Raw genomic sequence first — 23840 nt, 5'->3', positions numbered from 1 at the left:
ATATTAGTTATTCTAATGAAAAGACAGTTTAATCCTATCCTTTTAATGCTACTCTTATTTGTTAGTGTAAGTTCGTTTGCACAGCAAAGAAGAATATTGGTTTTTTCTTTAACAAAGGGTTTTCACCATAATTCTATTAAAGAAGGTAATCAGTTTTTTATAGAATTGGGCAGAAAACAAGCCATTGGTGTTGATACCACCACTGATGCTTCAAAATTTAATGAAGCCAATCTGAAAAATTATGCCGCTGTTGTATTTTTAAGCACTACCGGAGATGTGCTGAATCCGGCACAACAGGCTGATTTTGAGCGGTATATTCAGGCAGGGGGTGGTTATGTGGGTATCCATGCAGCCTCTGATACAGAATATAACTGGCCCTGGTACAACGATCTGATGGGCGGATATTTTGCCAGCCACCCGGGTGGAAGAGTATCAAATGTGCAAAAAGGTAAAATGATTACACTTGATAAAACATTCCCTGCTTCGGCGCATTTTCCTGATACTTTTGAAAAAACCGATGAGTTTTATGATTTCAAGTCTTTGAAAAAAGACATCTTGAAATTTATAGTAAGAGTTGATGAAAGCAGCTATGAAATGGGTAAAATGGGAGATTTTCACCCAATGGCATGGTATCATGAATTTGATGGGGGTAAGGCTTTTTATACAAACTATGGCCATACGCCTGAGACTTTCAGTGAGCCATTAATAATGGAGCATTACTGGCAGGGGTTGAAATGGGCAATGGCTACTAAACTGGATTATTCTAAAGCCCGTTCGGTACGTGCACCAGAAGAAAATCGTTTTGAGCGTATTACCCTGGCAAGTAATTTAAATGAACCAACAGAATTAACAGTCTTACCAAATGGTAAGGTACTTTTTGTGGAGCGTAAAGGAGCTTTAAAAGTCTGGAATCCGACTACTAAAAAAGTGAAAGTAGCCGGACAAATGCCTGTTTATACTAAATTTGAATATGGTTTGATGGGTATCGGGGCTGACCCGAATTATGAGAAAAATCACTGGATTTACCTGTACTATACACCAGACGAAACCCGTGAAGTAACGAAAGATAATTTTCTGGCAAGATTTGAGTATGACGATAAGAAAGATACGATTGTAATGTCGTCAGAAAAGGTATTGTTGCGTGTATATGTAAAACGTGACGAATGTTGTCATACAGGCGGTTCAATCGACTGGGATGGTAAAGGCAATCTTTTCCTTTCAACAGGCGATGATACCAACCCGTTTGCTTCTGATGGCTATGCACCAATCGACTTTCAACCGGGTCGTGAAGGCTGGGATGCGCTTCGCTCATCTGGTAATACCAACGATTTACGTGGAAAAGTATTAAGAATCAAACCACAGGATAACGGCACTTATACCATCCCAGAAGGTAACCTATATCCGGCAGGAACAGAGAAAACCCGTCCGGAAATCTATACGATGGGTCATAGAAACCCCTACAGAATTTCAGTTGATAAACGCAATGGCTACTTATACTGGGGTGATGTAGGCCCTGATGCTGGTAAAGGCAACCCTAATCGTGGCCCGGAGGGTATAGTAGAGTTTAATCAGGCACGCAAACCGGGCTTTTTCGGCTGGCCCATCTTCACAGGTGATAACTTTGCCTATAACCATTACGATTTTGCCAGGAAAGAATCAGGTGAGAAATATGACCCGGCAAAACCTATCAATGACTCTCCTAATAATACAGGTCTAAGAGAATTGATGCCTGCTACCAAAGCATGGATTTACTACGGCTATGGCCCATCAAAACTATATCCTGAATTTGGTAAAGGAGGTTGCAATCCAATGGCAGGTCCGGTCTATTATTCAGAAGATTATACTAATAATCCTAAGCGTTTCCCAAGTTATTTTGATGGTAAATTCTTTGCCTATGAGTGGATGCGTGACTGGATTTATCTGATAAGTATGGATAAAGAAGGCAATTATCAGGGAATGGAGCGCTTTATGCCAAGCACCAAATTTGCTCACCCTATGGATATGGCTTTTTCTAAAGACGGTCGCTTGTTTGTGTTAGATTATGGAATGAACTGGTTTGCGCAAAACGAAGATGCTACTTTATCAGTAATTGAATATAATGCAGGCAATAGAAAACCTGTGATTACGATGGCAGCTGATAAAAAAGCAGGGGCGGCTCCATTGGCAGTAGCTTTCTCGTCTGCCGGAACTTTAGATTATGATAAAGATGCATTGAAATACTCTTGGAATTTTGGTAAAGGTTTACCTGTAAGCACACAGGCGAATCCGAAGTTTACTTTTACCAAACCGGGTGAATATAATGTAGTACTGACGGTAACAGATGCAGCCGGAAATAAATCGTCACAGACGAGTATTATTAAAGTAGGAAATGCAGAGCCTACTGTAAATATATCCGTGAAAGGTAATAAAACCTTCTTCTTTGATAACGATAAAATTAATTACGACGTAAAAGTAACTGATAAAGAAGATGGTACATTAAGCAAAGGTATTGACCCTGAAGATGTAGTAGTAAATATCAACTATTTAGAAGGGTATGATAAAACCATGCTGGAGCAGGGGCATAAAGAAAATATGAACTTTGCCGCAGGTAAACGTCTGATTGATTTAAGTGACTGTAAGGCTTGCCATGCAATTGATAAAAAATCTATTGGGCCTGCTTATATGGATGTAGCGAAGAAATACCGACGTGGTCAAACGGCCATCAACCAGTTAGCTGAGAAGGTAATCAAAGGTGGGGGTGGTGTATGGGGCGAACAAGCGATGGCTGCTCACCCGCAGATACCTATGTCAGAAGCAAGAGACATGGTTGATTACATTCTTTCTTTGAACGATACCCGCAAGGCTTCGCAGCCTGTTACAGGTGCTTATGATGCTGCAGCGCATAAAGGTAAAAAAGAAGGAGCTTACATTATTCAGGCTACTTATACTGACAAAGGTGGAAAAGTAATCGGCCCACTGACTACTACCCAATCTTTGGCTTTGCGTAGCCCTAAATTAAAAGCAGCTACCTATGACGAATCGAAAGGCGCTGCGAAGTTTAATGTGGAGCAATTGGGTGGCGAAGTAGTAGTAGCTTCTGAAAATGACAGTTATATCGCTTTCAAAAACATTGACCTGACAGGCATTAAAACCATTATTATTGGTGCATTCTCGCAAAAAGGGCAGACAGTAGGAGGTAGCCTGGAAGTAAGATTAGGCTCACCAACCGGAACAGTAGTAGGCACAGGCGACATACAGGAATCAAGTATGGCTCCATTGAAAATCAAGGTTGATATTGCAGGAGAACAAAATATCTATTTTGTGTTTAAAAACCCTAAACCGGAAGGTAAACCGCTATTTGCAGTAAATACTATTGAGTTTGTGGATTAATTGATGTTGGAGAAATAATAAAAAGGTACTTATGGCTAAGCTATAAGTACCTTTTTATTATTTAAGTAAAAGTATGTCTGAAACAAACTTTTAAAATCTAAGTCTGAGTACCAATCTTCTGTTTAATATCCTCAATCCCTTTGGTAATACCATGCATCTGCTGAAAAAGGTTTTCTAAAGAATATTCATCAGCCGCATACTCTTTCGTACTGATAAAGCACCTGAACTCCCATAATTCGAGAATATTTTCAAAGGGCATTTCATAAGGACTATAAATCTTATTGTCAGAAACTAATAGTAAGGTATTTTCTTCTGTTTTTGTGTAAACCCGCTTATAAACAATGCCTGTGGTTGAAACCACAATGTATGTCCGGCCGCTTTTTATATCAGCTATTTCTTCTATAAACTTCCCTATAATAATAGCTCCGTCGGGAATCGGTAGCATGGAGTCTCCGGTAAGTGGAAAACCTCTGTGTGTACCAATGCCAATAAACGGCAAAGACGCCTTCGGAAGCGTCTCTATAAATTCAGGGTCTGCGTAGCCACTTAAATATCCGGCCGAAGCTTTTACGGGTACTACCTCAATGCTTTCAACCTTCCCATCATCTTTAATCAGAACAGGGAATAGCAAGCGGTTTTCGCCTATTTTCATTAAACCTTTCAAATCAACCTTACTTAAATCTGATTTCACTAAGGCATCTAAAGCAATATGAAAATAAGAGGAGATGGCTGACAACGTATCGATAGGAATCGCTCTTGTACCTTGCTCATAATTGGCATAGCGGGTACTCGGAATAGCAAGTGCCTCGGCCAATTGCTCCTGCGTTAATCCCCTTCCAAGTCTTAATGACTTAATGTTCCGAGCTATTTTTACCTGATTTAATAATTGATTTTCCATTAACTACACAATTTGTTGAGACAATACTACACAAAATGTACATACATTTATTGCAGAATCCCAAAAAATATTTATCCACATCTTTGCACTTATGGAAAAAGCCATAGTTCACTATGACCTCGATTCCTTTTTCGTTTCTGTCGAACGATTGAAAAACTCATCACTTATTGGTAAGCCTGTTGTTGTAGGTGGCTCAAGCGAGCGAGGTGTAGTTGCTTCGGCCAGTTATGAAGCCCGCAAGTTTGGCATACACTCTGCCATGTCGTCGCAACTGGCCAAACGCTTATGTCCTGATGCCATTTTTGTGAAAGGAGATCATGAATCATACACAAAATACTCTAATGCAGTTACCGAAATTATAAGCGAATCAGTGCCTGTACTGGAAAAAGCCAGTATTGATGAGTTCTATTGCGATTTTACAGGTATGGAGAAGTTCTTCGGTTGTTATAAATGGGCCAAAGAAATTAAAACAAGGATTTCTAAGGAAACTCACCTTGACATCACCTTTGGTCTTAGTACCAGCAAGACAGTCAGCAAAGTAGCTACCAATGAAGCCAAGCCTAACGGGAAGTTACAAGTACTGACAGGCTGTGAAAGGTCGTTTTTAAACCCGTTATCCATTAATAAATTACCTATGATTGGCGATACTACTGCCAAGACACTGCGTACAATGGGAATACAAAATATTGGCACTTTAGCTGCCATGCCAATGAAATTATTAGAGGCGGTATTTGGTAAGCACGGCAAGTTATTTTGGGAGCGGGCTAATGGTATTGATGATACACCTATTGTACCTTACCATGATCAGAAATCTTTCTCAAAGGAAATGACTTTCGATAAAGATACTACTGATACAGTTAAGCTCAAATCAATATTAGTCTTTATGGTAGAAAGCCTGACTTTTGATTTACGACAACAGGTAAAATGTGCAGGGACTATTACTGTCAAAATCCGGTACTCGAATTTTGATACTTATACCAGACAAACTCATGTCTTTTATACCTCCGATGATCAGATAATTATAGAAAAAGTAATGGATTTGTTTGATAATCTGTATGATAAACGATTACTAATCAGGTTGATAGGGGTGCGTCTGAGCAAACTGGTGCAGGGATATTCTCAAATAAACCTGTTTGATAATTCGTCCCGACTTGCCTCTCTACATCAGGCTATGGATAAAGTAAAGCTTAAACATGGTGAGAAGATAGTAGGAAGAGCTAATGGTATGCAAGTAAGTAAGCCGCCTCTCAATAAAACGAAAAGTTTAGCATTGACTCAATAATTATCAATATCCAAATCTATACTATAATGTATCTAAACTGCCATAGTTACTTTAGTCTCAATTATGGAGCACTTAGTGTAAAAGACCTGGTTGCCAAAGCCAAGGCTGCCGGATCCAAGAGGCTTGCCCTTACCGATATTAATAATGTTTCGGGCATATTTGACTTTATAAAGGAATGTGAAAAGGTTGATATAATACCCATTGTTGGTGTGGAATTCAGGAATGGCGATGATTTGAAGTACATTGCATTGGCAAAAAACCAGAAGGGATTATGTGAAATCAATAAGTTTTTATCTGAATATCTGGAATCAGAAAAGCCATTCCCGCAAAAAGCGCCGCCTTTTAAGAATAGTTTTACTATCTATCCGATTACCTGTTTTGAATCAAACCCAACTCTTGATGAACACGAATATATAGGGGTACATTTCTGGGAATTAACTAAACTTTTTAAATATCAGAAGCATGCCGCTTTTCAAAAGATTCTTGCTATGCACTCCGTTACTTTTCATGATAAACTTACTTATAACCTACACCGTTTGCTGAGGGCCATCGGTAAAAATGTATTATTAAGTAAATTACCGAAGAGTGTAGAGGCTTATCCTGATGAGTTATTTATAGATATGCTCACTCTTGGTGAGAAATTTAGTAATTATCCCCTTTTCTTAAGAAATACAGCCTCGCTTATGATTGCCTGTAATTTTAAGTTTGATTTTAAGGCAGATAAAAATAAGAGAGTATATACTCATAGCAAGGAGGGGGATGCTGAGTTTCTTCGTAAGCTTACACTTGATGGCGCAGTTAAAAGATACGACATATCTAATACGAAAGTTCTTGAACGGATAGACAAAGAACTGAAAATCATAAAAGAATTTAATTTTGAAGCGTACTTCCTTATGACCTGGGATGTGATCAATTATGCGAAAAACAAAGGATACTTTCATGTAGGCAGGGGGTCTGGGGCAAATTCAATAGTGGCTTATTGTATGGGTATTACAGATGTTGATCCGATTGAGTTAAACCTCTTTTTCGAAAGATTTATAAACCCACAAAGAACTTCACCCCCTGATTTTGACATAGATTTCAGTTGGGATGAGCGTAATGAAATTATTGAATATTTTTTTGCCAGATATGGAAAAGAATATGTTTGCCTACTGGCTACCTACAATACTTTTCAGCGTAATTCGGCCATACGAGAGCTTGCGAAAGTTTTTGGCTTACCTAAAGCAGAAGTAGATACTTATCTGAGATACCCCGACAAGGCACAGGAGAATGAATATATGAGGTATATTCTGAAATATGCTCCCTTGATGGACGATTTTCCTCAGAACTTGTCAATACACGCGGGTGGGATTCTTGTTTCAGATGAACTTTTATACAATTATACGGCTTTGCAACCTATGCCTAAAGGATTCCCTATATGCCAGTGGGATATGTATATAGCTGAAGAAATAGGCTTTTCGAAGTTTGACATATTGTCTCAGCGAGGTTTAGGTCATATAAAAATGGCAGTTGATATAGTACGCGAAAACCATAATATTAATATTGATATTCATCAGGTAGAAAAGTTTAAAGAAGATGAAAGTGTAAGAAAAAAGCTACAAAGCAATGAAACTATGGGGTGTTTTTATATAGAATCTCCGGCTATGCGGCAATTGATGTGGAAACTCAGGTGCGACAACTACCTGACGCTGGTGGCGGCAAGTTCTATCATACGACCCGGAGTAGCAAGTAGCGGTATGATGAAAGCCTATATAGAACGTCATCATAATCCATATAATATTGACTACCTGCATCCAAAAATGAAAGAATTACTAGAGGATACTTATGGGGTAATGATTTATCAGGAAGATGTGATAAAGGTGGCTCATGAATTTGCCGGTATGACTCTGGGAGAGTCTGATATGCTCAGACGTGCTATGTCAGGCAAATATAGGGCAAGGATAGAGTTTGAAAAAATAGTAGATAAATGGTTTATCAATTGTAAAGCAAAAGGGTATAGCGATGAGCTGGCAAAAGAAGTCTGGCGACAGGTAGAAAGTTTTGCAGGATATAGTTTTTCGAAGGCACATTCAGCATCCTATGCCGTTGAAAGTTACCAGAGTCTTTTTTTGAAAACCTACTTCCCTTTGGAGTTCATTACAGCAGTTATCAATAATTTTGGGGGATTCTACCGGACTGAATTTTATATTCATGAAGCCAAGCGTTCAGGAGGAATGATTGAAGCACCGGATATAAATGAGAGTCAGTTCCTTACCAGCATTAAGGGAAAAACTATCTGGCTTGGTTGGGTGCATGTAAAGAGCCTTGAAGTGAAAATTGTGGAAAGAATAATGAATGAAAGGCAGCGAAATGGTCGATTTTTGTCATTTTCTGATTTTGCTCATCGTATTGAGATAGGACTTGATCAACTCATTATTCTGATCAGACTGGGGACATTCAGAAACTTTGGAGTGTCGAAAAAGGAATTGTTATGGGAGGCGCATTTATTATTGCATAATAATTTTAAACCTTCAGTTTACAAGGAAGCTTTGTTTGAATACCTTGAACCTGAAACAAACCTGCCAGCTTTATCATTCGACCCACTGGAAGATATCTATGATGAAATAGAATTTCTGGAGTTTACCATCGGGTCTCCATTTGATTTATGTGGAGAACCATTAGAAAGTACACTTACTTCAGATAACCTGCATGAGATGTTTGACAAGAATATAAATTTGTATGGCTATCTGGTAACCTGGAAATCTATCAGAACAAAGAATGGACAATTGATGGGTTTTGGCTATTTCTATGATTTATCAGGCCAGTTTTTCGATACTGTCCATTTTCCTTACTCTTTAGAAAAGTATCCATTGAGGGGGGCGGGGATATACTATCTGAGTGGCAAAGTGGTTGAAGACTTCGGGTTTTACTCAATAAACATTGAATCTATGAGAAAGGTTGAATATAAACCTGATCCTCGTAGTGTATCGGAGCCTATTTCTGATGCTTCATTAGCATTTGTGATAAATGATTAAATACACTATTTGCTGACTCCCGGCTTGGAAACAGAACTATTAGTATTGTTTTTTGATATTTGTTGAAATAAGCTGGTTTTTTGTATAGTTGTGTGGCTAAAAGCAATGACTTAATTATATATGATCAGCAAAAGTTTTATTCAGCCTGTAAAAAATCTTTTGCTCTTTGTTTATTATAGAGTGAAAGAGAAGCCTTATTTAGCTACAAAACGTCGCCAGCCTATATAAATGAGAGCAAAAAGTATCATAAAAATACCTAATAAATATTGAAAAGGCAGATACGAGAAAATAACAATATGGATTTTCTCTAAGAGCCACATGAGAAACATAGTGGCAAAGAGCATGAACCATAGGCCAGAAATCTTATCAAAACCCGGAATGAGTGCGAGATCGACGTTTCTGCGTATGAGGAATATAGTAATGAGCATTACAACTATAGGCAAAATCTGCATATACACATCTGTCTGCATGATGTCGCCTTTTTGAAACAGAAAGAAATAAATATTGAGTGCTACGGCAAAAATACCTGGTACGCTAACAAGATAAATCAGAGTGGCATAGAGATATTTCCAGGGCGGAAGGTGTCCTTCACCTTTACCTAAAAAGCCAGCTACAATGGCTGCTACAGGAATAATCAGGAAATAGAAGAGTAAGAAACCCGGGTTATCGCCAATTCGCTGAAAAAGTTGTTGTAAAGTCATTGCTGTTTCTATTTTGGGCAAATGTAAAAGATTTTTCAAGAAAAAGAATAATCCTATCTGAGAACCAGACAAAATTCCTGATTATTATACAATATCGTTAATGAATAATAATATCAGTCAAATATGAAAGTGCCAAACTTCTCATAATCATGGAAATTGGTTCTTGTCAGTTGCCATGACCACGCCGAACTCTTCTTGTCATAATCTATCCGGTACATATTAGCTCTCCATTGCGTGTTCTTTTTAGGAGGAACATTGTTCAGGGGTTTCAGTAAGGTATAAGGAATAAAAAATTCGGCATTCCATCCTACTATCATCTTATTTTTAGTTTCAATATAAGCAGCGTGGCGGGTTTTTCTGTCACCTTCGTAATGCCAGGGGCGCCAACCTAAAAATGTTCCTTTCGTATTAGGCACCAGAATAGGTAATTCATAATTATAAGGTGATAACTCATATTCAAAATAGATAGGCATACTTTCGTCTGTCCATAGAAATACTTCTACTACGTCTTCTAAATACAAGTTTGAAAAATCTTCTTTCAGAGTTGAAGTAATTAATGAGTCCTGACAATGAAACAGGAAGTAAATGCCTGTGTCCGAATACAGTACTTTTGTATCGGTTGTATAAGCCTTTCCTGCATTTCTTGTTTGTGGCAAGGAAACCCAGTCTGTTTTAGCCCAATTAGGATTAGTACCCTTGCCATCAATATCAAAATCAGGTGTTTTCAGAACCGTCAATTTGCCATTATCAGAACCCTGTTGTGCTTTGCAACAGATACTTATGCTTAATAGAAGTAATAGCGAAAGAAGAGAATAGAATTTATTCATGCGTATATATGTTTTTTGTATGTTGAATAGATTGTAAACCATGCGAAAATATTATATTTTTAGCAGTAATTTAAACAAATTCAACCCTTTAAACAAACAACTATGTTAAGACGTATATTTTTACTGGCCTTTCTGCTGGTAAGTGCCATGGCTTATAGCCAAACACAGAAACCCCTGAGAATTATTATGATTGGTGCCCACCCTGACGACTGCGATTTGGATGCAGGCGGAATTGGAATATTATTTTCAAAAATGGGACATGCCGTTAAATTTGTGGCAGTAACCAATGGAGATGCCGGACACCAAAGTGAAGGTGGGGGTATGTTAGCCAAAAGAAGATTTGCCGAAGCCAAAGAAGCAGGCAAAAGATTTGGTGTTGAATATGATGTATTAGATAATCATGATGGAGAGTTACTACCTAACCTGAATGTGAGATTACAGCTTATCCGTAAAATCAGAGAATGGGGTGCAGATATAGTCATTGCCCCAAGACCAAACGATTATCACCCTGACCATAGATATACAGGTATATTAGTGCAAGACGCGGCCTATATGGTAGGCGTACCTAATGTAGCAGCAGATACACCACCATTAAAAAAGAACCCTGTTTTTTTGTATTTTCATGACAATTTCCAAAGACCAAATCCTTTCAGGCCTGATGTGGTAGTAGATATTTCGGCTGTGTATGAACAAAAAATATATGCACTTGATGCCCATGTTTCGCAAGTATATGAATGGTTACCTTGGATTGGCGGCTATCTTGACCAGGTGCCTAAGACTGATGCAGAAAAAAAGGTGTGGTTGGCTAAAACCAGAGCAGTCCCTATCTCAGCAGAAGCAAGAATTTCACTGGAAAAATGGTATGGTAAAAATTATGCAGCTAATGTAAAACATGCCGAGTTTTTCGAAATATGTGAGTATGGCTCAAGACCTACCGATGAGGATATAAGAAGATTGTTTCCGATGCTAAAATTTACTAACTAGGTTATTATAAAAATGCCCCTTTCCGAAGGGCATTTTTATTTGTAATATTAATTCTCCGGCGTACCTGCGGGTTGTTGCGCACGGCTTGCGGTTGTCCGGTAGCTGCTGTTCATGATTTGTTCTACATATTCTTTACGTTTAATATCACGTTTAATATACTTCTCTATTAATAAAGCTGCAATAGGAGCTGCAGCTCTTGCACCCCAGATACCATTCTCTACTACTACAGCAATGGCAATCTTAGGATTGACACGTGGAGCAAAGGCTATGAAAAGAGAGTGGTCACCACCTTTTTTGTTTTGTGAAGTACCTGTTTTACCACATACTTCAATACCTTCCAGACGAGCTACACGGCCTGTACCGTGTTCAACCACATCATACATACCATCAACTACAGGCTCAAAATAGCTGGCTTCAATATCGGTTTTATGTACTTTAACTAAATCTGGTTTTACACCGCCTTTTGTTTTGCCTACACCTTTCACCAGGTGGGGAGTAATCCAATAACCACGATTAGCCAAAGCAGCGCAAAGATTAGCTAATTTCAATACATTGACCCCTAATTCTCCTTCACCAATACTTAGTGAGTAAATATTAGAAAATTTCCACTGGTTTTTTCCATATACTTTATCATAACGCTCTACACTTGGTAAAAGTCCAGCTTTTTCACCTGGTAAATCAATACCCAGTTTTATTCCAAAACCAAACTTTTCCATCATGGTATGCCATACTGCGAGCCCATCTCGTGCTGACATGAAAGGGTTAGAAATATCATTGTTTCCAATTATCTTCTTAAATACATTGAAGAAATAAGGGTTGCAGGAGTTCTGAATGGCATTATGCAAGTTGGCTGTATGAAAAGCTGAGTGCCCGTGGCAAGCCATAGGAGAAGGGAAGCCTGTAAATGAGGTAGTAGGCGTAATGACACCCAACTCCAAAGCAACGGCAGATTGTACTAATTTGAAAGTAGAGCCGGGACGATAAAAAGAGTTAGTTACCCGATTAAGCAGGGGCTTGTCAGGGTTTAAAGATAATTCTCTGAACTTAGCAGAAAAAAGCCTGCCTGAAAGCTCATTAGGGTCATAGGTTGGATACGAGCCCAAGGTCAGAATTTCACCTGTATTAGGTTCTATAGCTACTACTCCACCTACTTTATTCTGAAAAAGACTATCGGCCAATTGTTGTACCTCTACATCGATGGTTGAATAAAGGTTTTTGCCAATTACAGCCAAAGTATCAAACTGTCCATTCCCATATGAACCCTTGTCTTCACCTTTTACATTTACCATAGTAAACCTGATGCCTCTTTGTCCGCGCAAGTCCATTTCATACTCTTTTTCAAGACCTGTCAAACCGACATAATCACCTTTTCTATAATATTTTACCTCTCCCTGCTCATCATACTGTTTTTTGGATAACTCACCAATATAGCCGAGTGCATTGGCCATTGTATGGGCAGGATAAGTACGGAAAAAAGATTGCTCAAAATGAAAACCCGAAAAATTAACCATTGCATCTGCAACTTTGGCATAATCTTCTTTCGATAATTGTCTCAAAAATAAAGATGCCCGATTGACAGAATATTCTTTAGCTATGCGCATGGTACTATCAAAATATTGACGAGTAATACCAAATAATCGGCAGAAAGTAAGCGTATCAAGGGGTTTTACTTTTCGAGGAGTTACATACATATCATAAACCTCTACGTTTGCTACCAATAATTTGCTGTTCCGATCATATATTTGTCCACGAAGTGGAATCTGTACATCTCTCCTGATAGCATTGGTAGAACCTAAAGAGCGATATTTTTCATCAATTACTTGCAGATATAGCAACCTCACGGCATAAATCATGAGTATTGTAAAGAAGAAAAAAAGAATAGTTTGTTTACGATTTTCCAACATCCTGTATTAGCATTAGTTAAAGCACAACACGAATTTAACTAAGTTTTAGCTAAATTTCTTGTATTAACTATAAGAATATTTTTAAACCACTGGTAAATCGTTTATATACAGCATTGTAGGGTTATTTGGGTATAAACCAACAATGAACCATCAAAAGATGCAAAACTACGGTAAATAGATATAGGTAAAAGATTAACCTGTAAAGGCAAAAAACAGAAGAGCAGAGAGAAATAGTGGGCAGCAGCGAGAGACAAAATTATTCTGAAATTAAAAAGTGTTGTGTGGATTTGCTATTTCTCTACGGCAACTCTTCTAAGGATATCTGGGGATTCAATCATAAGTTATTGTTTATTTTACTGGGATTAAATTTAAAGAGGTAGGTTTCTGATAGCCCATCTTGGCAATCGTCGACTTTACCTTTTTCATGGCTTGTTTTTTATTAGAGGCTGGGAGGAAATCGTGCATCTTAAAGTCGATTCCTTCAGCCATATATTCGTAAATTCTCATACTTAAAAATTTAGCGGTTTGCATTTTAGGTTTGTTTTAAATGTTAATTATCAGGAAAAGTTTTGGGAAGTAGTTTGAACCAGATTAACCCAGTTCAAACTACTTTTTTAATAATCAAACAGCAGCTTTCGAGTCCCTTACTATCGATATAGCTTACAACTTCATGTTTGACTTAATCGTCTGTACATCGTGTTGAATACTCTGAACACTTTGTAAGACAGAAAAAAGTAAATCAGTCGGTTGTTTGTCGGTAGGATTGATGCTACAGACAAACTCCCATATTTCAAAAATTTCTTCAAAGGGTAGTTTATATGGCATATAATAAGTATTGTCAGAATGGAGCATTAAATGCCTGTCTTTCATATTAAACTTGAGTATTCTTTTATAAACAAGCCCATCGTTCTGGGTGAGTATAACATAGGTTTTACCGTCTTTTATCTCAGAGAGATTTTCCAGGTATTTCCCTATTACAAATGCTCCTTTTTCCAATGGAGGCATTGAGTCTCCGATAATCGGAAAGCCCCTATATTTTCCGTTGGCTATATACGGCAAAGAAATACGAGGTAAAGCTTGAATAAACTCAGTATTATTGTAACCTGTCAGATACCCCGCTGATGCTTTTACAGGCACTAACTCAATCATATCATTGCCTTGTTTATCTACCATTATCGGAAACAATACTCGTTTACCGCCTATTTCAAGCAGACTTTTCAGGTCTGTTACCTGTGTGAGGTCTACGGTTACCAAAGTATCAATCGACACTTCAAAAAACTTTGCTATGGCGGTTAATCCCTCAATGGTAGGAGATGATTTCCCTTCTTCCCATGAACCTAATGTGGTTCTTGGGACACTTAATGCCTCTGCTAAAGCTCCCTGGCTCAATTCTTTTAATTTTCTCAAATGAGCAATATTAAAAGCAAGTAAGGTTTTAGTTGTACTATTTTTCATTGTGCCGATGTTTTCGGATTGTTATGCCGAAATATTCGGCAATTATAAAAATAAACTTGTAGTATACCAAATTTTTTGGAAATTATTTTTGTTTTTTTATAGTAACTTAATATTGAGGAGATTATCAGCCTGTTTAAGGCTTTAAAAGAGCATCATAAATAAAGAGAGTGGAAGCTTTGTCATCATCGGGTACAAAATAAGCTCTGATTTTTTCGGCAATGGATTCTATCCAGAATGGATTGCTCGTCATGGGTAATCCTGTAGGAGACCATAAACGGATAGGAACCTGATGAATAGGGCGATAGTCTTTTAAACTGATGAGGTCGAAACCGCCCAGACGGATAGTCTGATTATTATTGCTATATCGTTGCAGACCAGAGCATAGCACCAGGTCTTTCCCTAAATAATGGCAATCCTGATAATCAATATAAAATGATGGATTGATAATAAGTAATTCTTCAGGAGAGGCAGAGTTATTACTGACCTGACCTTTATTATTGAGTTTCCACTGGTAAAAATTTCTTGAACCCCAGCTAATACCAAAAAGCGTGTTGGCTTCAGTATTATGTACAATGCCGCCTATGTGGTCTTTAAAATGCAAGACCTCCGTCGATTGTAAAGTTTTGGGGTCAACTTTTTAAATAATAGCCTCACTGTTGGGACGGTACTCTGCTACCGGAATCCATATATGTTTGCCATCATAATCAATGCCACTAGGATGATACATGGTCCCTTCACCTAAGGTAGTTTGTGCTAAGAGATTGCCAGTAGAATCTATCTTAAAGAGATGTCCGATACCTTCACCTGTTTCTCCATTTCTTGGTGGCCTGATTACTTCGACAGAACTCATATAGAAAAACTCGCCGACTTTGACCATGCCTTGTGGGTGATAAGTAGGAAACTGAAGTGGAATAGCTGCCACCTGTTGCCATTGAGTATCATACCTAAGTTTCTTTATTTTATCGATAAGTGTTTGGGCTTGGGTAAGCGAATGAGAAAGCAGGAGGATAAGAAATAATAGGTAGCGTATAGTCATAAGAATAGATAAATGATATTAACAGAAATATAAAAGGGGAAATAGAATTTCCCCTAATGTGTATCATTAAATTATTGTGTATTATTTGTTAAAATAATGCTAATTGTCCATCGGTATCATCTGCAACTTCATGTTGGATTTCAGCCTGTGCTTCTGCTGTTACCGTTATTAGTTCTTGTTTTAATTCTACCTCTTCAGGTTTGGGATCAAGCATTTTTACTTCAACTATATCATAAACATTGAGTTTTTGGCCTATGGCTTTCCAACCTCTTACTTCCACAAACTCGTCGACATTAATGGCCTGCGTTTCGACAGGGGCTTTTTTTTCTGCTTTAGTTTTAAGAGATATACGTGGATACTTGTCAGTACTGACAGCTAATAAACGAGAGTTTTTAGTATCGGTAATAAACAAGAATTTCTTGTCTATAGTAGTTGTTTCGATTTTGAAACGCTTAATATAATAGATTTTATGTTCTCCTTCATAATACAAGCAGGAGATAATCCTGTCAGGGGATAATTTCACCACTTTTGAGATTTCTCTTGGCTCATAACGGTTTGTCAATTCAAAATTAGTCAGTTCATATTGACCATCTTTATAGAGCACCAATATTCTATCCTCTGAATCGAAATTGCCCAAATATAACCCATGCTCATCTCTGTTCAATTTACCAATAACGGCGTCGAACCAGATATCTACTCCACCTAAAGTGGATTTTCCGGCTGATTTGAGAACTACTTTCCTAATCGGGAACTTAGTGATGAGATTGCCCATCGAACTTCTGTTCTTGATAGCCAATGTAGCGAAATCCCAATCCAGTTGTTTTTTCTTAGCAGTTGAATTGGCCGTCAGGTTAACAAAAACCGTTTCTGCCTCACCATTGTCATTCGCTGTAAAATATAATACCTTAGATTTTGAATTTCCCATTGTTAAGTCATACTCCTTATCACGGGTGATACCTGTTACAAAGAAACGTTTGGCATAAGAAGAACCTGATTTACCGTCTGAATAAACAACATTATAAATTTTACGCTCGTCATTTTTGCGGAACACTGAGCAATAGATGATGTCTTTACCGACGAAGACCTTTTCCTGAATTTTGGTGATAACATACTTTCCATCTCGTTTAAAGGCAATAATATCATCAATATCAGAGCAGTCCATTACGTATTCGTCTTTTTTCAGTCCATAACCTATGAAACCTCCTTCTTTGTCAACATACAATTTTTGGTTATTAGCTGCTACTACAGTTGCCTGTACTGCGCCAAATTGTCTGATTTCGGTTTTACGCTCACGGCCTTTGCTGTATTTTTTCAGCAGGTCTTTAAAAAAGCTAATTGTGTAGCGTACAAGGTTTAGCAGATTATCTTCTACTTCAGCTAATTCCTGCTCTAAACGGCGCATCAATTCATCAGCCTTGAAAGAGTCATATTTAGAAATACGTTTAATTTTAATTTCGCACAAGCGTAATATATCTTCTTCAATAATCTCTCTGTAAAAATCTTTTTTGAAAGGCTCTAAGCCTTTGTCGATGGTCTGAATTACTGCTTCAAAAGTTTCGCACTCTTCGATATCACGGTAGATACGGTTTTCGATGAAGATTTTTTCCAATGAACTATACAACAATTTCTCTTTTAACTCATGCTTTTTGATTTCTAGCTCTCGTTTCAGCAAGTGCATGGTTTGATTTGTAGATTGACGGAGGATTTCGCTGATAGAAACGAAATGCGGCTTTTCGTCTATAATCACACAGGCATTCGGAGAGACAGATACTTCACACTCTGTGAAAGCATAAAGGGCATCAATCGTAATGTCAGGAGAAGTGTTAGGGGCTAAATGCACAATAATAGATACCTCTTTAGCTGTATTATCTTCTACCTTCTTAATTTTTATCTTACCACCATCATTGGCTTTAATGATTGACTCAATCAAACTGGTAGTAGTAGTACCAAACGGAATTTCTTTAATAATAAGCGTCTTTTTATCGGCTTCTACTATTCGGGCTCTCACTTTTACTTTGCCACCTCTCGCACCATCATTATAGGTAGTGACATCAATCATCCCACCAGTCAGGAAATCAGGGAATAACTGAAAGTTTTCTTTTTTCAGAAAAGCGATAGAGGCCTCACATACTTCAATAAAATTGTGCGGTAATATTTTAGTTGAAAGACCAACTGCAATACCTTCAACACCTTGTACCAATAGTAAAGGGAATTTTGCGGGAAGATTAATCGGCTCACGTTTACGTCCGTCATAGGACATCTGCCATTCGGTAGTATCCTCGTTAAACAGGACATCATTGGCAAATTTCGATAATCGTACCTCAATATAGCGAGGGGCAGCAGCACCGTCTCCGGTTCTAATATCCCCCCAATTTCCTTGAGTATCTAATAAAAGATTTTTTTGACCCATAGAAACAATGGCGTCTCCAATAGAAGCATCACCGTGCGGGTGAAACTGCATGGTAGATCCGATAACGTTGGCTACTTTGTTGAAGCGGCCATCGTCCATTTCTTTGAGGGCGTGCATGACACGTCGCTGTACAGGTTTCAAACCATCTTCGATGGCTGGTACAGCGCGCTCTAAAATTACATAAGATGCGTAGTCGAGAAACCAGTTCTCAAACATATCATCAATAACTTCTTTTTGTTGAAGCGGATCGTACTTAGGGTTTTGGTCACTCATGGGAGTCAATACAAGAAAGCATTAATTTATAGCAAATATAACAAAAAAACAGTAAATATCAGCCTATAACACGCAAAAAAGGACTTACAATTCGTAAATCCTTTTCTGTTTTTTAAAAAATAATGGCTTGTTTTCAGGCAGCATCAAAATTTGCGCTCACCTTATCCCAGTTTACTACATTCCAGAATGCTTTAATATAATCTGCACGTTTGTTCTGGTATTTGAGGTAATACGCATGTTCCCAAACGTCGATAGCCAGAATAGGAGTTCCTTTCTCAGGAGTTACGTCCATTAAAGGATTATCTTGATTTGGTGTTGAGGTAATCTTCAGTTTTTTATCAGGCCCGACAATTAACCATGCCCAGCCTGAACCAAAACGAGTGGTAGCTGCTTTGGTAAATTCTTCTTTCATTTTTTCTAAACTTCCGAAAGTGCTGTTGATAGCTGTAGCTAATTTCCCACTTGGCATACCACCGCCTTTAGGACTCATAATTTGCCAGAAAAATGTATGATTCCAGTGACCACCACCATTATTTCTTATTGCAACAGGGTGTTTGCTTATATTTTTTATTAATTCTTCTAAAGGTACTTTTTCCATATTTGTGCCGGCAATAGCTTTATTCAGGTTGTCTACATATCCTTTGTGATGACGGTCATGGTGAATTTCCATCGTCATTTTGTCGATATGTGGTTCGAGCGCATCATTCGCATAAGGAAGAGGTGCTAATGTGTACATGCCTTCGAAGCTTACAGGTTTTGCAAAAACATCACCCATTTTTAATAAAAAAGAGCTTCCGACAAAAGCTTTGATGAAATCTTTTCTGTTCATGGTTTATGCAGGGGATTTATGATAAAAAGCTATCAGTTAGATTGAAATTTAACAAGGGCAAATATAAAAACTTATATTTTATAAACTTCATTAAAAAACGTTTCTAATTTAAACAAATCTAAATGGCCGTTTGTTCGAACACCACTGCATAAATCCAAACCATATGGTTGTACGTTTTCGATAGCTGCTCTTACATTTTCTGCTTTTAAGCCACCAGCCAAAAACACCGGAATCCTTGATTGCTCAACGATTTTCCGGCTTAAGGCCCAGTTGTGTACACGTCCGGTTCCGCCTAATTCTTTTACTGCAAGCATAGGGTTACCGGAGTCTAATAAGAGCGCATCTACCAGTTCAGCGCAAGCTAAGGCTTCATCAATGCTTCTTTCATCAACTACATGGATTACCTGTACAATTTTAATAGATGGTATTATGCTCCTGAAATCAGAATAATTACCGGAAGCAATAGCATCAACAATCTGAATCACGTTACTACCAACTGCTTTCTGATGCTCAATAATTGCCTTGGTATCAGTACGGCTGGTCAATAGAAAGGAAGCAATAGGGGGTGGGATAGTAGCCACAATCTCACGAATTAATTCATCAGCAATAGGGCCTGGACCACTTGGCATTTGAGCAACTAATCCTAATGCTGATGCTCCAAAACTAATGGCATCTTGTGCTTCCTGAATGCTACTGATACAACATATTTTAATACGTGGAATATTTTTCAATTTGGGAAAAATATAAGATTTATCTTGGTATGTCATGGATTTCTTAAAATAGAATGCTAAACAAAAGCACTACTCATAGGCTATACGGCTTAGAATACTTCTGCCGAGGGTTACTTCATCTGTATATTCCAAGTCTCCGCCAATCGGGATGCCTCTCGCAATGGTGCTGATTTTAACGGGAAACATTTTTAGTTTCTTTTGCAGATAAAAAGCTGTAGTATCTCCTTCCATTGTTGGGCTTAAAGCAAGGATTATTTCCTGTATTTTTTCGTTTTCATCAACTTGTTCAATTCGCTTGAGCAGGGAATCAATGTTCAGGTCATTTGGCCCAATACCCATTAATGGAGAAATGATTCCACCTAAAACGTGATATAAGCCCTTGTATTGAGATGTGTTTTCAATAGCTAAAACATCTCGTGTATCTTCTACTACACAGATAATGTTCTGATCCCTGCGAGGCGAACTGCATATCTGGCAAAGCTCTTCATCGGAGATATTATGGCATTTCCTGCAATAGGTTGTATGGGTTCGCATGGCTATCAGCGCATCAGCTAATAGCTGTGTCTGGGTTTCTTCTCTTTTCAGTAAATATAAAACCAGTCTCAAGGCAGATTTTTTTCCGATACCAGGGAGCTTTGAGATTTCAACGACAGCGTCTTCTATTAATTTAGAGGGGAAGTTCAACGTTATTCAGGCCTTTTAGTGTAATTGATTTATATTGTAATGGATTTAATACATTTTATAACTTAATAAAATGCTTTATTTCAGCATAATTTCTGCTGATATTTTTCTTCTGCAAATTTCGGTTCTCATAGGAGCCAGTTCTTCAAAATCTCCTGATTTTACACCACATTGCCCTTTGTAATGGATAATAAGTGTACATTGTTCTGCTTGCTCTGGAGAATGCTGACAAACCTCAATTAAAGTCTCAATCACGTGTTCGAAAGTATTAATATCGTCATTATAAACAACCAGTTCCCACAATTTAATACTTGCAATATCTTCGATTACTTCCTCTATGACTTCAATTTCAGGATTCGGTAATGTTGTCATTTTTATACTTTTACTAATTTAATAATAAACAATTTTTGGTGATTAATGATACATATTATAACGAAAACAATAGGCTTTAATGATACGTATTTCGTCTATTTTTATGCTAAGATAATTCATTTTTCGCAAAGAGTCATTTTGTTATGGAGAAAAAAGTTTTGATATTTGACCCAAATTGAAACAAACTATAAACCCAAGAATCAATGAGTTCTTCGCTTGCCTTGACCATACTTGTTGTTTACTTTTTAGTACTAATTGCCATTTCTGTTTATACTGCCAGAGGAGCTGATACTAATACTTTTTTTACTGCCAACCGCCAGTCTCCATGGTATTTAGTGGCGTTTGGTATGATAGGAACATCGATTTCGGGTGTAACGTTCGTTTCGGTACCCGGTGCTGTCGGGAAAATCCAGTTTTCTTATTTTCAGGTTGTGTTGGGTTATGCAGTAGGTTATTGGGTAATTGCTACGATTCTAATGCCTATGTATTACAAACTGAACCTGATTTCTATTTATGGGTATCTTGAGAAACGCTTTGGTTTCTGGGCGTATAAAACTGGCTCGGCCTTCTTCTTACTATCGCGTACTATTGGGTCTGCAGTAAGAATGTACGTAGCTGTGCAGGTATTGCAATTAGCTATCTTTGAAGATTTAGGTGTACCTTTTGAGCTAACTGTGCTGATTGCCATGGCACTTATTTTTGTCTATACTTTTAAAGGTGGTGTGAAAACCATTATTATTACCGATACCTTACAGACTTTCTTTTTATTAACCGCACTTTTGATGACTATTTATCTGATTGCCAAGCAGCTAAACCTAACCGCAGGAGAGGTGCTAACAACGGTTACCGAAAGCCCTTATTCAAAGATTTTTGTTTGGGAATGGGCCGACAAACATCATTTTCTGAAGGATTTTTTATCAGGTGCGTTTATTGCCATGACTATGACAGGACTTGACCAAGATTTAATGCAGAAGAACCTCACCTGCAAAAGTATCGGGGAGGCTCAAAAGAATATGTTCTGGTTTTATGCTGTGCTTGTTTTTGTTAATCTGCTTTTTCTGAGTTTAGGGGTATTGTTGTATGTGTATTCGGAGCAAGTGGGATTCCCGATTCCTATCAAAACTGATGATTTGTACCCGTCTTTAGCATTGGGTAATCATTTTGGTACTCTGGCTGCGGTTACTTTCTTATTAGGTATTACGGCGGCTACTTATGCAAGTTCAGATTCGGCTCTTACAGCTCTTACAACTTCTTTCTGCGTAGATTTTCTCAAGTTTGAAAACCGCTCTGAAAAGGAGAGACAAAAGCTAAAACATTGGACACATATTGGTTTTACAGGGGTGTTTTTTATTGTCATTATCATTTTCAAAGCAATGAATAGCCAGGAAGTAATTTCGGCAGTATTTAATATTGCTGGCTATACCTATGGACCTTTACTGGGTTTATTTGCTTTTGGTTTGTATCTGAAACGTCCTGTTACTGATAAATATATTCCGATTGTTTGTATTGTTTCTCCAATCTTAACCTACCTTATTGAAGAAATAAGTCTAAGTTTCTTTTCATTTGAATTTGGTTTCTCAAAACTGATGCTCAATGGTTTTATTACTTTTGCTGGCTTATGGATATTTTCAGGAAATCAACGGCAAGGAATAAAGGAGAATGCTTTAGTTTAAATTTAGGCTAAGAAAAAAGAGCGAGATAATTTAATCATCTCTCGCTCTTTTGCATATTGATTGTAATTCAATGTGAGAATCAATGCTTAGAGACTGAAATGGTCTTTTCGTGTTTATGTTTGAACAATATGGCAAACAACAAAGCTACGATCAACGAATAAGCTGCAAATGTCAGCCAGATACCTTCCCACTGTTTAGTTCCATCGGCAATAGTGAAATATTTCTGAATAATGAATCCACTGATTAAGCTTCCTGAAACTGCACCAAAACCATTCACCATCATCATAAATAAGCCTTGTGCGCTTGCCCGTATTTTAGGGCTTGTATATGTTTCGATGAATAAAGAGCCTGAAATATTAAAGAAATCGAATGCCATTCCGTACACGATACAAGACAGGATAATCATCCACAACCCACTTCCCGGGTTACCATATGCAAAAAGGCCAAAACGTAATACCCAGGCAATCATACTAAAGAGCATTACCTGCTTAATACCAAATCTCTTTAAAAAGAAAGGAATTGCTAAAATGAATAATGTTTCTGAAATCTGAGAGATAGACATGATGATAGCAGGGAACTTTACAGCGATTGAATCTTTGTATGCGTTTACTGTAGCAAAGTCGTGCAGGAAAGTATCACCATAAGCATTGGTTAATTGCAGAGAAGCACCTAAGAACATGGAAAAAATGAAAAATAAAGCAATTTTACTATCTTTAAAAAGAAGAAAAGCGTTTAAACCTAATAGTTCGGCAAAGGTCTTTTTATCTGTTTGCGCTGCTAACGGAGGGCAATTGGGCAAGGTAAATGAATAAATAGCCAATACTACAGCAGCTCCAGCAGATATATAAAACTGATTAGCAGAAGTTTCATTGCCTGTCAGGCTAATTACCCAAAGGGCTATGACAAAACCAACGGTACCCCAAACCCTGATAGGTGGGAAGTCATTGACGATATCGGTTTGTGAATTATTCAATATTGTATAAGCAATAGAATTGGCAAGCGCAATGGTTGGCATATAAAAGATAACTACTAATAGAATCACCCAGAAGAAATCGCTTGGGTTGTTGACTTGCGGGATATAGCATAAGGCTGCCGCGCCTAATAAATGCAAAATTGCATATAATTTTTCGGCGCTCACCCATTTATCAGCGATGATTCCTGTCAGTGTAGGCATAAATAATGAAGCGATACCCATGGTAGAAAAAATTGCCCCAAATTCTGCTCCTGACCAGCCTTTATTCTGAAACCAATAGGCACCTATTGTAAGTAACCAACAAGCCCAGATAAAGAACTGGAGAAAATTCATAATGATAAGCCTGAACCTGATACTCATTGTAAAATTGTTTTTAGTTTTCTGTTAATTTTTTTATTAGAAATAAGATTGGTCTAAAGCGGCAATTG

General features: G+C 37.8%; 17 protein-coding genes and 1 pseudogene. 5 read left to right on the top strand and 13 right to left on the bottom strand.

Annotated elements, in window-relative coordinates; all coding sequences use genetic code 11:
- The first annotated feature begins 45 nt into the window (after positions 1-45).
- Complete coding sequence (locus H1R81_RS19050) at positions 46-3369, top strand: ThuA domain-containing protein (protein ID WP_181842594.1); 3324 nt, start codon at positions 46-48, stop codon at positions 3367-3369.
- A 97-nt stretch (positions 3370-3466) separates the two neighbouring features.
- On the opposite strand, the gene H1R81_RS19045 is transcribed toward H1R81_RS19050, so the two are convergent.
- Positions 3467-4267, bottom strand: a complete 801-nt coding sequence (locus H1R81_RS19045) for a LexA family transcriptional regulator (protein ID WP_181842344.1) — start codon at positions 4265-4267, stop codon at positions 3467-3469.
- A 91-nt stretch (positions 4268-4358) separates the two neighbouring features.
- Here H1R81_RS19045 and dinB point away from each other — a divergent pair, with 91 nt between their 5' ends.
- Entirely contained in the window at positions 4359-5549 is a 1191-nt protein-coding gene (gene dinB, locus H1R81_RS19040; protein ID WP_181842343.1) for a DNA polymerase IV, read from the top strand.
- Between the two features lie 26 nt (positions 5550-5575).
- The gene (locus tag H1R81_RS19035) at positions 5576-8563 is read left to right on the top strand and encodes a DNA polymerase III subunit alpha (protein WP_181842342.1); all 2988 of its coding nucleotides are present in this window, start codon (positions 5576-5578) and stop codon (positions 8561-8563) included.
- 194 nt (positions 8564-8757) lie between these two features.
- On the opposite strand, the gene H1R81_RS19030 is transcribed toward H1R81_RS19035, so the two are convergent.
- Positions 8758-9264, bottom strand: coding sequence for a hypothetical protein (locus H1R81_RS19030; RefSeq protein WP_181842341.1), 507 nt, complete (start codon positions 9262-9264; stop codon positions 8758-8760).
- Between the two features lie 113 nt (positions 9265-9377).
- Positions 9378-10091 (bottom strand): carbohydrate-binding family 9-like protein, encoded by a 714-nt coding sequence (locus H1R81_RS19025; protein ID WP_181842340.1) that lies wholly within the window; start codon positions 10089-10091, stop codon positions 9378-9380.
- A gap of 102 nt (positions 10092-10193) precedes the next feature.
- Here H1R81_RS19025 and H1R81_RS19020 point away from each other — a divergent pair, with 102 nt between their 5' ends.
- On the top strand, positions 10194-11075 hold the full coding sequence (locus H1R81_RS19020) for a PIG-L deacetylase family protein (protein ID WP_181842339.1): 882 nt from the start codon (positions 10194-10196) through the stop codon (positions 11073-11075).
- A gap of 47 nt (positions 11076-11122) precedes the next feature.
- Here H1R81_RS19020 and H1R81_RS19015 read toward each other — a convergent pair whose 3' ends face one another.
- From H1R81_RS19015 to H1R81_RS18975, 9 genes and pseudogenes are all read right to left on the bottom strand, one after another.
- A complete protein-coding gene (locus H1R81_RS19015) occupies positions 11123-12979 on the bottom strand; it encodes a penicillin-binding transpeptidase domain-containing protein (RefSeq protein WP_181842338.1) in 1857 nt (618 codons plus the stop codon).
- 348 nt (positions 12980-13327) lie between these two features.
- Positions 13328-13510 (bottom strand): hypothetical protein, encoded by a 183-nt coding sequence (locus tag H1R81_RS19010; protein WP_181842337.1) that lies wholly within the window; start codon positions 13508-13510, stop codon positions 13328-13330.
- A gap of 129 nt (positions 13511-13639) precedes the next feature.
- On the bottom strand, positions 13640-14434 hold the full coding sequence (locus H1R81_RS19005; RefSeq protein WP_181842336.1) for a LexA family transcriptional regulator: 795 nt from the start codon (positions 14432-14434) through the stop codon (positions 13640-13642).
- Positions 14435-14567: 133 nt separating this feature from the next.
- Positions 14568-15470, bottom strand: a pseudogene (locus H1R81_RS19000) (DUF6454 family protein).
- A gap of 88 nt (positions 15471-15558) precedes the next feature.
- Positions 15559-18153, bottom strand: a complete 2595-nt coding sequence (locus H1R81_RS18995) for a DNA gyrase/topoisomerase IV subunit A (protein ID WP_181842335.1) — start codon at positions 18151-18153, stop codon at positions 15559-15561.
- A gap of 133 nt (positions 18154-18286) precedes the next feature.
- On the bottom strand, positions 18287-18982 hold the full coding sequence (locus tag H1R81_RS18990) for a superoxide dismutase (protein ID WP_181842334.1): 696 nt from the start codon (positions 18980-18982) through the stop codon (positions 18287-18289).
- A gap of 71 nt (positions 18983-19053) precedes the next feature.
- On the bottom strand, positions 19054-19749 hold the full coding sequence (locus H1R81_RS18985) for a phosphoribosylanthranilate isomerase (RefSeq protein ID WP_181842333.1): 696 nt from the start codon (positions 19747-19749) through the stop codon (positions 19054-19056).
- Between the two features lie 33 nt (positions 19750-19782).
- A complete protein-coding gene (gene recR / locus H1R81_RS18980) occupies positions 19783-20397 on the bottom strand; it encodes a recombination mediator RecR (protein ID WP_181842332.1) in 615 nt (204 codons plus the stop codon).
- A 75-nt stretch (positions 20398-20472) separates the two neighbouring features.
- Complete coding sequence (locus H1R81_RS18975) at positions 20473-20766, bottom strand: ATP-dependent Clp protease adaptor ClpS (protein WP_181842331.1); 294 nt, start codon at positions 20764-20766, stop codon at positions 20473-20475.
- Positions 20767-20969: 203 nt separating this feature from the next.
- Here H1R81_RS18975 and H1R81_RS18970 point away from each other — a divergent pair, with 203 nt between their 5' ends.
- Complete coding sequence (locus tag H1R81_RS18970) at positions 20970-22439, top strand: sodium:solute symporter (RefSeq protein ID WP_181842330.1); 1470 nt, start codon at positions 20970-20972, stop codon at positions 22437-22439.
- Between the two features lie 79 nt (positions 22440-22518).
- Here H1R81_RS18970 and H1R81_RS18965 read toward each other — a convergent pair whose 3' ends face one another.
- The gene (locus H1R81_RS18965) at positions 22519-23772 is read right to left on the bottom strand and encodes a nucleoside permease (protein ID WP_181842329.1); all 1254 of its coding nucleotides are present in this window, start codon (positions 23770-23772) and stop codon (positions 22519-22521) included.
- Positions 23773-23840: the final 68 nt, after the last annotated feature.

This window comes from Emticicia sp. BO119 (assembly GCF_013912375.1).
Taxonomy (GTDB): Bacteria; Bacteroidota; Bacteroidia; order Cytophagales; family Spirosomataceae; genus Emticicia.
The sequence above is the reverse complement of the archived record's forward strand: the minus strand, read 5'-3'. Positions and strand labels throughout refer to the sequence as shown.